Source organism: Nanhaiella sioensis (assembly GCF_046557775.1).
Taxonomy (GTDB): domain Bacteria; phylum Bacillota; class Bacilli; order Bacillales; family SM2101; genus Nanhaiella; species Nanhaiella sioensis.
In genome coordinates, this window is record NZ_JBKAEG010000001.1 from 3,540,192 (window position 1) to 3,556,246 (window position 16,055).

At 36.1% G+C, this 16,055-nt stretch carries 15 protein-coding genes; 11 read left to right on the plus strand and 4 right to left on the minus strand.

The window, feature by feature from the left end:
- Positions 1–45: 45 nt before the first annotated feature.
- Positions 46–669 carry a nitroreductase family protein gene (locus V1503_RS16405; protein ID WP_410628270.1) on the minus strand — a complete coding sequence of 208 codons (624 nt, stop codon included), beginning with the start codon at positions 667–669 and terminating at the stop codon, positions 46–48.
- Positions 670–902: 233 nt separating this feature from the next.
- Between V1503_RS16405 and V1503_RS16410 the strand changes: the two genes are divergently transcribed.
- Together V1503_RS16410 and V1503_RS16415 are read left to right on the plus strand one after the other, a co-directional pair.
- The gene (locus V1503_RS16410) at positions 903–1,853 is read left to right on the plus strand and encodes an aromatic acid exporter family protein (protein WP_320256899.1); all 951 of its coding nucleotides are present in this window, start codon (positions 903–905) and stop codon (positions 1,851–1,853) included.
- 70 nt (positions 1,854–1,923) lie between these two features.
- On the plus strand, positions 1,924–2,436 hold the full coding sequence (locus V1503_RS16415; RefSeq protein ID WP_410628272.1) for a L,D-transpeptidase: 513 nt from the start codon (positions 1,924–1,926) through the stop codon (positions 2,434–2,436).
- Positions 2,437–2,525: 89 nt separating this feature from the next.
- On the opposite strand, the gene prli42 is transcribed toward V1503_RS16415, so the two are convergent.
- Positions 2,526–2,621: a stressosome-associated protein Prli42 gene (gene prli42, locus V1503_RS16420; RefSeq protein WP_214480176.1), complete on the minus strand. Its 96-nt coding sequence runs from the start codon at positions 2,619–2,621 to the stop codon at positions 2,526–2,528.
- A gap of 474 nt (positions 2,622–3,095) precedes the next feature.
- Between prli42 and mce the strand changes: the two genes are divergently transcribed.
- The 9 genes from mce to rpiA all read left to right on the plus strand — a co-directional run bounded on the left by mce (position 3,096) and on the right by rpiA (position 13,339).
- Positions 3,096–3,509, plus strand: a complete 414-nt coding sequence (mce, locus tag V1503_RS16425) for a methylmalonyl-CoA epimerase (RefSeq protein ID WP_320256901.1) — start codon at positions 3,096–3,098, stop codon at positions 3,507–3,509.
- 1 nt (position 3,510) lies between these two features.
- Positions 3,511–5,061, plus strand: a complete 1,551-nt coding sequence (locus tag V1503_RS16430) for an acyl-CoA carboxylase subunit beta (RefSeq protein ID WP_214480174.1) — start codon at positions 3,511–3,513, stop codon at positions 5,059–5,061.
- 521 nt (positions 5,062–5,582) lie between these two features.
- A complete protein-coding gene (locus V1503_RS16435; RefSeq protein WP_410628276.1) occupies positions 5,583–6,701 on the plus strand; it encodes a M20/M25/M40 family metallo-hydrolase in 1,119 nt (372 codons plus the stop codon).
- 262 nt (positions 6,702–6,963) lie between these two features.
- Positions 6,964–7,428, plus strand: a complete 465-nt coding sequence (locus V1503_RS16440) for a chemotaxis protein CheW (protein WP_320256903.1) — start codon at positions 6,964–6,966, stop codon at positions 7,426–7,428.
- Between the two features lie 40 nt (positions 7,429–7,468).
- Positions 7,469–8,719 carry a DNA polymerase IV gene (locus V1503_RS16445; RefSeq protein ID WP_410628278.1) on the plus strand — a complete coding sequence of 417 codons (1,251 nt, stop codon included), beginning with the start codon at positions 7,469–7,471 and terminating at the stop codon, positions 8,717–8,719.
- A gap of 92 nt (positions 8,720–8,811) precedes the next feature.
- Positions 8,812–10,224, plus strand: coding sequence for an NADP-dependent phosphogluconate dehydrogenase (gene gnd / locus V1503_RS16450; RefSeq protein ID WP_320256905.1), 1,413 nt, complete (start codon positions 8,812–8,814; stop codon positions 10,222–10,224).
- Positions 10,225–10,311: 87 nt separating this feature from the next.
- Positions 10,312–11,097, plus strand: a complete 786-nt coding sequence (locus tag V1503_RS16455; RefSeq protein WP_410628281.1) for an alpha/beta fold hydrolase — start codon at positions 10,312–10,314, stop codon at positions 11,095–11,097.
- 70 nt (positions 11,098–11,167) lie between these two features.
- Positions 11,168–12,499, plus strand: coding sequence for a CoA-disulfide reductase (locus tag V1503_RS16460; protein ID WP_320256907.1), 1,332 nt, complete (start codon positions 11,168–11,170; stop codon positions 12,497–12,499).
- A gap of 168 nt (positions 12,500–12,667) precedes the next feature.
- Positions 12,668–13,339: a ribose-5-phosphate isomerase RpiA gene (gene rpiA, locus V1503_RS16465; protein WP_410628283.1), complete on the plus strand. Its 672-nt coding sequence runs from the start codon at positions 12,668–12,670 to the stop codon at positions 13,337–13,339.
- Between the two features lie 202 nt (positions 13,340–13,541).
- Here rpiA and V1503_RS16470 read toward each other — a convergent pair whose 3' ends face one another.
- Both V1503_RS16470 and zwf read right to left on the minus strand, forming a co-directional pair.
- Positions 13,542–14,156 carry a cyclase family protein gene (locus V1503_RS16470; RefSeq protein WP_320208002.1) on the minus strand — a complete coding sequence of 205 codons (615 nt, stop codon included), beginning with the start codon at positions 14,154–14,156 and terminating at the stop codon, positions 13,542–13,544.
- A 64-nt stretch (positions 14,157–14,220) separates the two neighbouring features.
- Complete coding sequence (gene zwf / locus V1503_RS16475) at positions 14,221–15,699, minus strand: glucose-6-phosphate dehydrogenase (RefSeq protein WP_320256909.1); 1,479 nt, start codon at positions 15,697–15,699, stop codon at positions 14,221–14,223.
- Between the last annotated feature and the right edge of the window lie 356 nt (positions 15,700–16,055).

The following is a 16,055-nucleotide window of genomic DNA, read 5'->3' on the forward strand; positions in this document are numbered from 1 at the left end:
AGCACTCCTTTATGAGGAGCGCTTCTATTTTTTTAGAGAAAGTTCTTATGTAAACGTAACAAACTCTCTTACTGGTTTTCTATATCCTCTTGGAGAACGACTAGATAATTTTTCTTTGCCAATTGTAATTAATAATACAGGTTCATAGCGATCCTCTAACTGTAAAATCTTTTTTACTTGAGTAGGATCAAAACCAATCATTGGGCAAGTATCCCAGCGGTGTTCTTTAGCTGCAATCATAAATAACATTGCTGATAAGCTAGCATTTCTAATTGCTTCTTCTGTTAAGAATTGAGAACCGCGAGATTCATATAGTTGATTAATACTTTGAATCGTATGATCAAATTCTTGCTTACTGAGTATATTTAAGTTTACAAGTCCTTCATATATATCGGCAGCTTGTTGATAAGCTAGGCGATCACCTAAAACAACGATTGTTGCAGAAGCTGTGCCTACTTTGTGTTGACCAAAAGCTGCTTCTTTGAGTGCAAGCTTCGTTTCAGCATTTTGTACGACAACATAGTGTGTATGCTGCAAGTTAAATGCTGATGGAGCATATTTTACTAGTTCAAATATTTGTTCGAAATCATGTTCGGTCATTTTGATATCTTCTTCGAAATTACTTGCGGACCGTCTTTCTTTGATTAATTGCTTTGCGCTCAATTTCAATACCTCACTTTCATCATCTATTGTGATTTGAAAAACATGACTAATTATCTCATATTAAAATATTTTTAATTCGAGATAATTAAAACATCTTTTGCTTTGCTTGTCAATTTTAAAAGCTACACATATCTCCTTTTAACTAACGGAACTTTCAATTCTTTAGCATGCAGTTTATAATTATGTTTGCAAAGAAAGTGTAACTACATATATAGGACTTCACAACCTAGGAGAAAATTATGTTTAAAATTGGTTATCGAACGTTGAAAACTGCACTTGGAATAACGATTTCAATGGCTCTTGCGAATTTTTTGCAATTGGAGAATTACATTTCTGCGGGAATTATTACTGTTTTATGTATTCAATCGACAAAGAAGGAATCAGTTTTGAGCTCAATTGACAGGTTTCTAGCTTGTGTTGTTGGAATTATTTTTGCATTTTTATTTTTTGAGGGTTTTGGATATACACCAGTTTCAGTCGGTCTATTAGTTTTATTTTTTATTCCTACAACTGTTATGTTGCGGATTCAGGAAGGAATAATAACGAGTATTGTAATAATTCTTCATTTTTACGCTGCGCAGCAATTTACTGTTCAATTTGTAATTAATGAATTAATTATTATTTTAATTGGTATATTAATTGCGTTACTCGTAAATATATACATGCCAAGTGTTGAAAAAAGATTACGAAGTTATCAACAAGAAGTCGAAGGTAATTTTAAAAAAATATTCGAACATATTGTTGTGTACCTACGAACCAATGATATGAGCTGGAAAGGTGAGGAGATAACAGCAACAGATACGCTAATACACGAGGCTAAAGATGTGGCACTTAAGGACATAGAAAATCGCTTTCTTCGGAAAAAAGATGGTTACTACCATTACTTTACTATGCGAGAAAAGCAGTTTGAAATTATAGAAAGAGTGTTACCTACAGTAACATCTATTACGATCACTGTGGAACAGGGAGAAATAATAGCTGATTTCGTAGAGGAGTTAATTACAGGCATTCATCCTGGTAATACAGCAAAAACATACTTAGTTAAGTTAGCAAATATGAAGAAGAAATTTGAGGACATGCCTTTACCTGTTAGTCGTGAAGAATTTGAGGCAAGAGCTTCTTTACTCCATTTTATAAAAGAAATGGAGCTCTACTTAATTATTAAAGACTCGTTTATACCAATGAACTAGTTAAATCTTGAATAAAACCTCTCGTTCTAATAACACTAAAGATAAAGTGTTTTAAATGGGGGTGTTATGTTTGAATTGGTCCATTTTGCTATTGTTTACTATTTCTTTATCTCCAATATGGCCATTAGGGCAAAATCCAATAATTGGTGACCCTTTTGTAATTATTAATAAACAGGACAATAATTTAGCATATATTAATGACGGGGATATACAGAAGGTTTACCCTATCGCTACGGGTGCTACTAACAAAGATACACCACAGGGAGAATTCACGATTATCGTTAAAGCAATTAATCCATATTATCGAAAAAAAGATATTCAAGGTGGCTCCCCAAAAAATCCATTAGGGAGCAGGTGGCTAGGGCTAGATGTCAAAGGTACACAAGGTAGAATTTACGGTATCCATGGTACGAATACCCCTTCATCTATTGGTACATATGTAACACAAGGCTGTGTTAGGATGCAAAATAAAGATGTTGAACAGCTTTTTGAACGATTGCCAATCGGTACAAAAGTTTTAATTGTTCGCAGTGAGGATAGCTTCGAAGAGTTAGCAATACAATATGGCGCAATGAAACGTTGAATGATAAACAGCAAGCTCAGTTCAAATAAAAAGATGAAGTATGAAAAAGCATCGGAATTTGTTTATTCCGATGCTTTAATAATTATATTTTATAGCCACGTACTAGCACCAGCTAATAACGTAGTAAGTAACATTGTACCGAGCATGACATAAATGATAACCTTTTGTGTCTTTTTACGGGACATTCTTTTTCCCCTCCTAAACAAAACTTTCTTTATATCATTTTAACCCCAAATGATAACTTGGACAAGAAGTTATTCTATGAAGTTGTAGTTGATTTTGGAAATTAGAATAATTGAAGGAAAATGTCGCTTTTTGGAGAATAAGATAATTAGGAAAACAAAGCCGACTAAATTCTACATAAAATTAGCCCACCCTCTGTGGGCAATAGTAGGGTTACCCTTGACTCCCACAAGTGTTGAAGACTATACACTATAAGTCGTTTTTGCCTTTAGTTGTATAGATGAAACAACTTGAGAAGCAAGGAGGCGCAGCTGGATAATTGGAAAGCGCATCAGATGTAATTTCACCTAGAATAGAAACCTCTAGACTAGGATGAGGTAAAATATTATGGAAACTACAGCTTTATTACTGATAAGAGTAGCTATATAATCACTATTGTGTGAAGATATGCCTACTAGAAGGGGTGTTATTGCTATATGGTAAAGAAAATTGATCATATTGGTATTGCAGTACGTTCAATAAAGGAAGCGCTACCATTTTATCAAGATGTACTTCAGCTACATTTAGAAGGAATCGAAGAGGTTGAGTCTGAAAAAGTTCGCGTAGCCTTTTTAAAAATAGGTGAATCTAAGCTAGAACTATTAGAACCAATAAACACAGATAGCCCCATAGCAGTTTTTATTGAAAAACGTGGAGAAGGTATCCATCATATAGCATTAGCTGTAGACTCTATAGAACAACGACTAGAAGATATGAAGGTGAACGGGATTCGGATGATTAACGAGAAAGCAAAAACGGGTGCAGGAGGTTCGAAAATAGCTTTTATTCATCCTAAATCGTCAAAAGGTGTTTTATTTGAGCTATGTGAAAAAAGAAAGCAGGAGGATTAGCATGGAAGACATCTATGAAAAAATTAATGACCTATACGATCGACGTAGAAAAGTTGAGATGGGTGGTGGGGATAATAAAATAGCTAAACAGCATGAAAAAGGTAAATTAACAGCTCGAGAGCGTATTGAGCTGTTAGTAGATGAAGGAACATTTGTTGAATTAAACCCATTTATTGAACATCGTTGCAACGACTTTGGCTTAGGTAATAAGGAAGGTCCTGGAGATGGAGTTGTAACAGGATATGGGAAAGTCAACGGGAAACCGATATATTTATTTTCACAAGATTTCACTGTTTTTGGTGGTGCGCTAGGGGAAATGCATGCTAAAAAAATAGCAAATGTAATGGATTTAGCTGTTCAAAATGGTGCCCCATTTGTCGGACTAAATGACTCTGGTGGTGCGAGAATCCAAGAAGGGGTTTTGTCTTTAGATGGCTATGGCCATGTCTTTTATAGAAACTCAATCTATTCAGGTGTGATTCCACAAATTTCTGTAATTATGGGACCTTGTGCAGGAGGAGCTGTGTACTCCCCTGCAATTACTGATTTTGTTTTCATGGTAGAAAAGACGAGTCAAATGTTCATCACTGGTCCAAAAGTAATTGAGACTGTAACTGGTGAACAAATTAGCTCAGAGGATTTAGGTGGAGCAAATGTACATAATTCTATAAGTGGGAATGCCCATTTTTCTGGTCAGACTGAAGAGGAGGTACTCGCTCAAGTTCGAAGGTTACTAAGTTATTTACCCCAAAATAATGAGGAGAAGGCTCCGATATATGACGCTTCATCAGATGATGATTATCGAGCAGATTTAACAGATGTGATCCCATTTGATCCTGTACGTCCATATGATGTCCGTAAAGTCATTGAACAAGTGGTAGATGAAGGCTCTTTTTTAGAAATTCATGAGCATTTTGCTCGCAATATAGTTGTAGGCTTTGCGCGAATAAGAGGCGAAGTAGTTGGGCTTGTATGTAACCAACCAAAGTTTATGGCGGGGGGATTAGATATCGATTCTTCAGATAAGGCTGCACGATTTATTCGTTTTTGCGATTCGTTTAACATTCCACTTATCACGTTTGAAGATGTGACGGGCTTTTTCCCTGGTGTTAAACAAGAACATGGTGGAATTATTCGTCACGGTGCAAAAATTTTGTATGCCTATTCTGAAGCGACTGTTCCAAAATTAACAGTAATACTACGTAAGGCATATGGTGGAGCATATGTTGCGCTAAACAGTAAGTCAATCGGAGCAGATATTGTATTTGCATGGCCAAATGCTGAAATAGCTGTAATGGGTCCTCAAGGTGCGGCAAATATTATTTTTGCAAACGAAATTAACGCAAGTGAAAATCCTGAAGAGATTCGAGCACAAAAAATAGAAGAATACCGGGAAAAGTTTGCAAATCCATATGTAGCAGCTAGTCAAGGTATGGTTGATGATGTCATCGACCCACGAGAAACGAGAATTAAAATAGTTCAAGCGCTTGAAATGCTGAGGAATAAGAAAGAACAGCGTCCAAAAAAGAAACACGGTAACATCCCGTTGTAGGAACAAAATAGGAGCTTACTGTTCTTCTCGATAAGGGCAGGAACCTTTAACAGAGGAAGACGCACAATGTCTCTTGGCGAAGTGACCTCGAGGGTATAGGCGTTGAAGTTAGCCAGTAACAAAATCAGGCAAATACCTATAATCAACCCAAGTCCTGTTTGCAACGGTGGATTGCCATCCTTACTCTTCTGACAATTGTTAGAGTAAACTTGACATGATGGGCACATTAACCAGTTCGCGTTTGTATAGGGTTCCTCCTTATAACTAAACATTGAAGTTTAACCGAGCTCTTATTTATATAAACAATAATAGTATTCATTGAGAGAGGCATTATGTGTTTGAAGTAATGCTTCTTTCTTTTTAGCAGTATAGTTTAAGATGAAGAGGTAATGAATTTAGGATAAAGATAATTTAGGTGGCCTGCATTAGAAGGATGAACAACCGACAAAAGGTGAAAAATAAACTGTTTTATATTACACTAGAAATGTGCAAAAGCTGATAAAAATGATGGAGGAATGACAATGATTCAACAAGATCGTCTAGTTAACGAAATTATTGAACTAGTGAAGGTAGATTCTGAAACTAAATATGAAACAGAAATAGCAAAAGTATTAAAGGAAAAATTTTCATCCTTAGGTGTAAAAGTAGTTGAAGATGATACAACTTCACAGACAGGGCATGGTGCTGGCAATTTAATTTGCACATTAGATGGTACAAAAAATGGTGTTGACCCAATCTATTTTACGTCACATATGGATACAGTAGTACCAGGAAATGGCATCAAACCTTCGATCAAAGATGGCTACATTGTAACTGATGGCACAACGATTTTAGGTGCAGATGATAAAGCTGGATTAGCTGCAATGCTAGAAGCCATTCGCGTGTTAAAAGAAAATAATATAGCGCATGGAACGATTCAATTTATTATTACTGTTGGTGAAGAGTCTGGTCTAGTTGGCGCAAAAGTATTAGACCCATCGCAAATCATTGCAAAGTATGGTTATGCTATTGATAGCGATGGTAAAGTAGGTAATATTGTGGTAGCTGCACCTACGCAAGCGAAAATAATAGCAACCATCCATGGGAAAACAGCTCATGCTGGGGTTGCTCCGGAAAAAGGAGTTTCTGCAATAACAATTGCGTCAAAAGCAATTGCACAAATGCCGTTAGGCCGTATTGATGAAGAAACTACTGCAAATATTGGACGCTTCGAGGGTGGCACCCAAACAAATATTGTTTGTGATCGTGTTGATATTTTAGCTGAGGCACGCTCATTAGTTCAGGAAAAAATGGAAGCACAAGTTGCAAAAATGAAGGATGCCTTTGAATCTGTTGCAGAACAAATGGGTGGAAAAGCTGATGTTGAAGTCAACATTATGTATCCAGGATTTAAGTTTGGAGATGGCGATCATGTTGTTGAGATCGCAAAAAAAGCTGCAAAAAAAATCAATCGTCCATGCGAACTACAAAGAAGTGGTGGGGGTAGTGACGCTAATGTAATTGCTGGGTTTGGAATCCCAACAGTCAACTTAGCAGTTGGTTATGAGGAAATACATACAACAAATGAAAAAATACCAATAGAAGAATTAGTAAAATGTGCTGAAATGGTCGTTGCAATTATTGAAGAAGTAGCGAATTAAGGTAAGGATGAGGCTCCATTTCCTTATCATGGGAAGTGGGGTCGATTTTTTAGCTAAGCACTTTTCTTATCATTTGTTGCTATTGTTGCCAACATTAAATTACCTTAAAAGAAAAGGTGCCATGGACGCTAATTATATATAATTTATAAAACAACAACGAATACAAAAAAGCCTTTGGAGTCTCTAGAAATGATTTGCATTTCAATTGAATGCACTTAGCAAATAGTTTTTGTAGGCGTTGCCATTTGAAGGGGGAATTTAAATGGAAAGTAATAAAGTGGTCGTTTTTAATATAAATAAGGAAGAATACGGATTTCCAATTAACCAAGTCGTTTCGATAGAAAAAATGGCGTCTGTTACGATCATTCCTCAAATGCCTCCATATGTGATAGGTGTCTTAAAAATTCGCGATGAGCTTGTGCCGATTATTGATACGAGTACTATTTTATTTAACAACTCTTTTGAAACTATGGCTAACATAAAAATAATAGTTACAAAAGCCAAAGATATTACTGTCGGCTTTGTAGTTGATGAAGCAAAGGAAATTATTGATATTGCTAGTGAGTATATAAAAGAGGTTCAACTTGTACAGTTTAAAAAGACATCTTATTTCACAGGTGTAGCAAATCTACAAAGTCGTTTAGTAACTTTAATTGACCCGGCTATGCTATTTGATAGTTTGGAAGGGAAAGAAGATATTAAAGGACATATGCTCAGTCACCAATAATTGGTGACTGTGTTATCACATTAATTTTGGAAGTGTTTTTATGAAACATTTATATCCGAAAAATGGTCAAGTAATTTTACATGTAGACATGAATAGTTTTTATGCATCTGTTGAAGTATCGTATGAACCATCGCTTAAGGGAAAGCCAATAGCGATCGCTGGAAATGTAGAAGAACGAAGAGGAATTATTATAACATGTAGCTATGAAGCACGTGCTCTAGGAGTTAAGACTACAATGCCCGTATGGGAAGCGAAAAAGCTATGTCCAACACTAGCGATAATTAAACCAAATTTCGAAAGATATAGGAAAGCTTCATTGCAAATGTTTGACGTGCTTAGAACTATTACTCCACTTGTCGAGCCGGTGTCCATTGATGAAGGATACGTAGATATTACTAATTGCTATGAGCTCGGTTCACCTCTTCATATCGCCACAGAAATACAAAAAAAGCTTCTTCACAATCTGCAATTACCTAGTAGCATTGGTATAGCACCTAATAAATTTCTAGCTAAAATGGCATCAAATATGAAAAAACCGCTTGGTATCACAATTTTGAGAAAAAGAGATGTAGTAACAAAGCTTTGGCCGTTACAGGTTGATGCCATGCACGGGGTTGGTAAAAGAACAGCAGAAAAGTTAAATACAATCAATATTCAAACGATCGAGGATTTAGCGAAAGGAAACGATGTTCAGTTAAGAAACCTTCTTGGGATTAACGGTATAAAATTGAAGGAAAGAGCAAATGGGCAAGATGTGAGGCAGGTTGACCCAGAGGCGATTTATGATCGTAAAAGTATAGGTAATTCAACAACTTTACCACACGATACAATTGATGACCGTAAAATAGAAAAAGTATTGCAGAAATTAGCCCAATCGGTGGGACAACGTTTGAGGCGTAAACATTTAGTTTGTCAAACAGTACAACTAACGATCCGCTACGCTAATCGCAAAACAATTACTCGCAGTCAAAAGCTTTCAAACCCAATGTCTGACGATGAGATGCTTTTTTCAACAGGGCTACAACTATTAAAAAGCCATTGGGATGAGCAACCGATTCGTTTGCTCGGTATTACAGCTCAAAACTTACTTGAAAAAGAAACTGCATCAAAACAGCTTGATATTTTTTCATTCGAAGATGATGCTAGAGAAGAACCATTAGCTAATACGATAACACAAATAAATGAAAAGTTCGGTAAAGATACGATAAAAAGAGGTGTGAAAGTTAACAAATCAAATGACTATGGAGATAATGAATCAGGCACAAGCTTTGAAAAAGACTTTTTCCTGTAGTACATTAGGGTGTGGAACTTGATTATAGTAGTATATTTGTGGTATTTTCAAGGTTGAAGATAGAATTTGTTGATAGAAAGGAAGTACTTATCATGACAAAACAGCAAATTGGTGTGATCGGCTTAGCGGTCATGGGGAAAAATTTAGCATTTAATATTGAAAGTAGAGGGTACTCTATATCTGTATATAATCGTTCACGTGAAAAAACGGATGAAATGCTTAGTGAAGCACAAGGAAAAAATGTTAAACCTACTTATAGTATTGAAGAATTTGTGGAATCACTTGAAGTACCACGAAAAATCATGTTGATGGTTAAGGCAGGGAAGCCGACGGATGCAACGATTGAGCAATTACTTCCTCACTTATCAAAAGGGGATATATTAATAGACGGTGGAAATACTTATTTTGGCGATACACAAAGAAGAAACCAACTGTTAGCTGAGAAAGGCATTCACTTTATTGGTACAGGGGTTTCAGGTGGAGAAGAAGGCGCTTTAAAAGGCCCAGCTATTATGCCAGGAGGTCAAAAGGAAGCATACGAGCTTGTACGACCAATTTTTGAAGCTATTTCCGCAAAAGTTAATGGTGAGCCTTGTTGTACATATATTGGCCCAGATGGAGCTGGACATTATGTGAAAATGGTACATAATGGAATTGAATATGGCGATATGCAGCTTATTAGTGAAGCTTATTTTCTATTGAAAAACGTCCTAGGACTCGACGCTTTAGAACTTCATGAAATATTTAAAGAGTGGAATACTGGTGAACTTGATAGTTATCTCATTGAAATCACAGCTGATATATTCAAAAAAATTGATGAGGAAACGGGGAAACCTCTAGTTGATGTTATTTTAGATACAGCTGGTCAAAAAGGTACAGGAAAGTGGACAAGCCAAAGTGCTCTTGACCTCGGTGTGCCATTACCTATTATTACAGAATCTGTTTTTGCTCGCTTCATATCTGCTATGAAGGAAGAACGGGTTAAAGCAAGCTCCATGTTAAGTGGTCCGAAATCACCTGCTTTTGATGGAGATAGACAAGAGTTTATTGAAGCGGTAAGAAAAGCACTGTATATGAGTAAAATATGTTCCTACGCTCAAGGCTGGGCTCAATATAAAGCAGCTTCTGAAGAATATGATTGGAATCTACAATACGGAGATATTGCGATGATTTTTAGAGGCGGGTGTATTATTCGAGCAAGATTCCTACAAAAAATTAAGGATGCATATGATAGAGATGCTCATTTACCAAACCTTTTGCTTGATCCATATTTTAAAGAGATCGTTGAAAGCTATCAATCATCACTACGTGAGATTATTGCTAGTGCGGTGAAGTTAGGTATTCCTGTACCTGCATTTTCTAGTGCTCTCGCATATTACGATAGTTATCGTACTGAAACTTTACCTGCAAATCTACTTCAAGCACAGCGTGACTATTTTGGAGCGCATACGTATCAAAGAATTGATAAAGAAGGCATTTTCCATACAGAATGGTTAGAAAAATAAAAGTAATGAAGAAAGCTCCTTAAGGTGGGGCTTTCTTTTGTATATTTGCAGATTAAATTATTTATTAGTCAATAGGAGGGGAAGATTTTGCTGAAGAAGCGGTTCATATCGGAAAATTTAACACTATCATATGAAGATGTTGGACAAGGTGAAGCCATTGTCTTACTGCATGGATTTTGTGGGAGTCATGCTTATTGGGAAAGGATTATGCCAGAATTAGCGAAACAATATCGAGTAATTGCTCCCGATTTACGCGGGCACGGAGGTTCAACTTATCAAACCGACGAATATGCGATTGAAGATATGGCTGAAGATATTAAACTTCTGTTAGAAGCCCTAAATATTAATAAAGTTTCAATGTTTGGACATTCACTAGGTGGGTACATTACACTCGCTTTTGTAGAACATTATAGTAGCATGCTAAATAGTTTTTCACTCATTCATTCGACTGCTTTTGCTGATTCAGATGAGGCGATAGCCGGTAGGGAAGAGAATATAAAAAAAGTTGAAAAAGACGGGGTAGACCCCCTAATTAATGGTTTAGTCCCGAAGCTCTTTTCAGAAAATAACGTAATGAAAATGAAGGAAGAGGTGGCTTACATAAAGGAAATTGGGTATAAAACATCGAAAGAGGGAACTATTGGTGCGTTAAATGCAATGAAAAACCGCCCAAATCGCAACGAAATACTAGAGCATACTTCTTTACCTGTGTTATTAGTCGCTGGAGAACAGGATCGAATCATATCAACAGCAAACGTGTTTTCCACTTCAAAAGATAATGTAACTCAATCTCTAATTAAAAACGTTGGTCATATGAGTATGTTTGAGGATAGTGAACAGTTATTATCAGATATAAAAAGTTTTTTATCGTGAGAACCGATAAAAAATAATTTCGCTGTTACTGAAAATTATTGATAAATATAAGAGTGAGGAGGGTGGTTTTTTGAATTACGTAATTATAGGCGGTGATGCAGCTGGTATGAGTGCTGCTATGCAAATTATAAGAAATGACAGCGATGCCAAGGTCACAACATTAGAAAAAGGTGGAATTTATTCTTATGGACAATGCGGTCTACCATATACGATAAGTGGAGTAATTCCATCCACTGAGAAACTTATAGCTAGGTCTGTGGAGACTTTTCGAGACAAATACGGAATTAATGCACAAATATACCACGAAGTTCAAAATGTGATTTCTGAAGAAAAAGTAGTTCAAGGTATTAACAGCCATACCGGAGAAACGTTTGCTTATGAGTATGATAAATTATTAATTGCTAGCGGTGCATCGCCTGTCGTTCCAAAATGGAAGGGTGTTAACCTTAAGCGAGTGTTTACACTGAAAACAATCCCAGATGCTAATAGCATACTCGAAGAACTGGATGATGATATAAACAATGTGACTGTAATTGGCGGTGGTTACATTGGCTTAGAGATGGCAGAAAACTTCAAGATGCTTGGAAAAAATGTTCGCATGATTCAACGTGGAAGTCAATTGGGAAGTATTTTTGATGAAGATATGGCCGAACTCATTCATGAAGAAGCAATAAAGCATGGAATAGAGTTAAATACAAATGAGAATGTCATTTCCTTAAATGGGGATAAAATTGTTGAATCAGTTCAAACAGATTGTGGTGAATATGACACAGATCTCGTTTTAATAGCTATCGGTGCAAGACCTAATACGACATTTGTGAAAGACACGGGGCTTGTTTTTGGCGTAAAGGGTGCTATTCAAATAAATCGTTATATGCAAACAAATATAGAGGATGTGTATGCGGCAGGGGACTGTGCAGTACAATATCATATGGTAAAAGGACAAGATGACTATATTCCTCTTGGAACGACAGCAAACAAGCAGGGAAGACTTGCTGGTTTAAATATGATAGGAAAGTCAAGAGCTTTTGCAGGAGTTACAGGGTCATCCATTATAAAATTTATGGATCTATCATTAGGCAGAACAGGACTTTCGGAGAAAGAAGCTCACGCTTTAAATATTCCCTATGAAACAGTAAAAATAACTACGAAGCATATTGCAGGGTATTATCCAGGGGCTGATCCAATACATATAAAACTAGTTTATAGAAGTGATAACCACCTTTTACTTGGTGGACAATTGATCGGTAAAGCAGGGGTTGATAAGCGTGTGGACGTCTTAGCAACAGGACTGTATAATCGCATGTCAATAAACGAACTAGAAGATCTTGATCTATGTTATGCTCCACCATTTAACGGCGCGTGGGATCCAATTCAACAGGCTGCTAGAAGAGTACGGTAAAAATAGAATCATAGTTGTAGCTTTGATTGATATTTTTGTTCTGACAGATCAATATATATAACTCAAGTTCGCAACATCTTTTTCTGCGTTAACGACTATAATATTGTATAAAAGTTGCTTAGCAGATCAAATATATTAAAAACCTTGTTATAAAATAAGGAGGCTTATGTGGATACAAAAAGAATTGCAGGAGAGAAAGCAGTAGAATATATTACAGATGGAATGACAGTAGGACTTGGAACGGGTTCAACAGTATATTGGACCATTAAAAAGCTGGGTGAGTTAGTAAAAGCAGGGCTTTCGATAAAGGCTATACCTACCTCAAATCATACAGAGATATTAGCAAGAAAGTTAAATATACCATTGAGTAATTTTGATGAAATAAAAGAACTTGATATAACAATAGATGGTGCTGATGAAATTGATGCTAAGTATAATCTTATTAAAGGTGGAGGCGGTGCATTGTTGAGGGAGAAGTTAGTTGCTATTTCCTCAAAACAGCTAGTCATAGTTGCTGATGAAACCAAAGTCGTAGAAACCTTGGGAAAGTTTCCACTACCCATTGAAGTTGTACCATTTGCTTGGCAAAGAACTGCTAAGGAAATTACTCAGCAGTTGAATGTATTGCCTAAACTACGCTCTGTTCAGAATGAGCCATATATAACTGACAATGGTAATTTCATACTTGATTGTAATGTAAGTGATATTCATGCTCCAGCAGTGTTACATCAAAGCTTGAAACAAGTTACTGGAGTCATTGACACAGGTTTGTTTCCGAATATGGCCAATGTAGTTATCATTGGGTCAAGTGACGGTGTGCAAGTTATTGAAAAGGTATAGGTTGTTTCTTTGTACATTTGTCTAAACTAAATTGCTCGCTAAGGTTTAATACGGTAAAATGCTACAAACAATGGCGGTATAAGCTTTTGATCTCATGATCAATGTGTCAGATATTGGAATAAAAAAATAAAATGTGTACACCTTTTTACATATGGATGTACACATTTTTATATTGAAAAACTATTTATGAGAGCTCTTTATTTTACATACCTTCAAACAATAAAACACGCGCTGGAGCAGCATCACAGCCCTGCAGCTTTATTGGGGCAGCAACCATAAAGTATTCACCAGCAGCTACTTCTTTTAAACGAAGACCTTCGATAATAATAACATCATTCGTAAATAATGTTTTATGTGTTGGATGTCCTGGCTGGCTTCTTTCGATGCCCAATGCATCAACACCAACACCCTTTATTCCTTTTTCAGCAAGATAAGTTGCAGCTTCTTCATTTACAAAAATAAATTCAAAATTAAACTCTTCATCATACGAATTTTTCGTTTTGAATATAACAAAATCATTTTCCTGAATGTCGAATTTTTCAATGTCTTTTTTTGTAATCTGGTCTTCAACCTCTGTTAGGTCAAATACTTTACATTGGCCTACTAAGTCTTCAATTGATATCGTTTCAATCGTTTCACCATCATTAATCATGTGTAGAGGCGCATCAACATGCGTGCCACTGTGCACATCCATATCAATTCGAGATTCGGTTATATAATCATTAGTTACAGTTGTTAAACTCGGTTGTTTTGCAGGTGTATTTTTGTACACAGGCATTCCTGTATAAACTTGTGCAGTCACATCATACATCTTCATTATTATTCAATTCCTTTCATGGGGTATGTCCCCCGCTAAATTAATATGTATATCTGGTGGAGGGTTAAATCCCCCACCAAGCGAAGCCATCTTTTGCAAGGAGTTGATCTGCTAATTTTGGTCCTGTAGTACCAGCTTCATAATTAGGAAAATCCTGTGCTTTCTCTTTTTCCCAAACAGATGATATTGTATCAACAAATTCCCAAGAAAGAGCAACTTCATCCCAATGTGTAAAGTTCGTAGCATCACCCCTCATACAATCAAAGATGAGTTTTTCATATGCTTCAGGCGTATTTATGCCGTCCACACAATTATTGCAATAATCTAGCTGTATAGGTGTTGTTTTCATCGTCTGTCCACTTCTTTTTGCATTCAAATGCAATGTAATTCCTTCATCAGGTTGAATGTGTATGACGAGTAAGTTAGGGTGCATCGTTTCCCCTTTTTTATAATAGAGGTTCATCGGTACATCATTAAATTGAACTACAACTTTCGTTGATTTTGTAGGCATTCTTTTACCTGTTCTTATGTAAAAAGGTACCCCTGCCCAGCGGAAATTATCGATAAGTAGCTTTCCAGCTACATACGTTTCAGTATTAGATTCTGCATCAACTAAATTTTCTTCACGATATGCACTCACGTTCTTATCGTTAACGATACCCTTGCCGTATTGACCACGAACAAAATAATCATTAACTTCTTGTTCTTCTATTGGACGAAGTGCACCTAATACTTTTACTTTCTCATTTCGAATTTCTTTTGTTGCAAGCTTACTTGGTGGCTCCATTGCTAGGAGAGATACGATTTGTAGCATATGGTTTTGCAGCATATCCCGCAATGCTCCGGATTTTTCATAGTATCGTCCACGATCTTCCACACCAAGTGATTCACTAGACGTGATTTGGATATTTGATATATATCTATTATTCCAGAGCGGTTCAAATAAAGCATTCGCAAAGCGAATAACTTCGATATTTTGAACCATTTCTTTACCCAAGTAATGATCGATACGATATATTTGATCTTCAGAGAAGGATTCTCTAATTTGTTCATTTAATTTTTGTGCTGATGGTAGGTCATGCCCGAATGGTTTTTCAATGACTAGCCTTGACCACCCTTGAGTGTTTGTTAATCCTTCTGATTTTAAGAAAGAGGCAATTGTACCGAAAAACTCCGGAGCCATTGCTAAATAAAACATTCGGTTGCCCACGGTGTTATATTTTGTATCAAGTGTGTCTACTAACTCCTTTAATTGCTCGTATGAAGAACTATTCGTTACGTCAAAAGGGTGATAGTAAAAATGCGACGTAAAATCATCATTATCAAGCTCTTGGATATTGGAATCTTCAATCGAAGTTTTTACATCGTTACGGAACTCTTCGTTTGATAAAGGTCGCCTTGCAACCCCCACAACTGCAAAGTCATTAGACATCTTTTTTTCCTTAAATAGGTTATAAATGGAGGGATATAATTTTCGCTTTGCTAAGTCACCTGTTGCTCCAAAAATAATAATAATTGCTTTTGGTTTTTCTACATTGCTCACGCTCAAAACCTCTCTCTTCTCGTAGCGTTAAAAGTATTTATGCAATACTTAATTGTGGTTTGTAAGTAAAAGGAAAATATATGATATTAGCTGATCCTTTATATTTAGTTTTATCATAAATGACTACAAAAATAAAATTTATAGCAACCAATTTTATGTTTTAAAAGAAAAAATACGATAAAACAGGCTAATATTCTACATATTTTTCGAAAAAAACCGACACCTACATAGTAAACTTATGTATTAAATATATACTTAGTAACAAAGGTCTATTAATACAACAGCTACTGGTATGATGAAGTTCTGGAGTCATTATTTGAAGAAATCATACATGAGTTTAACTATCATTTTTCTTT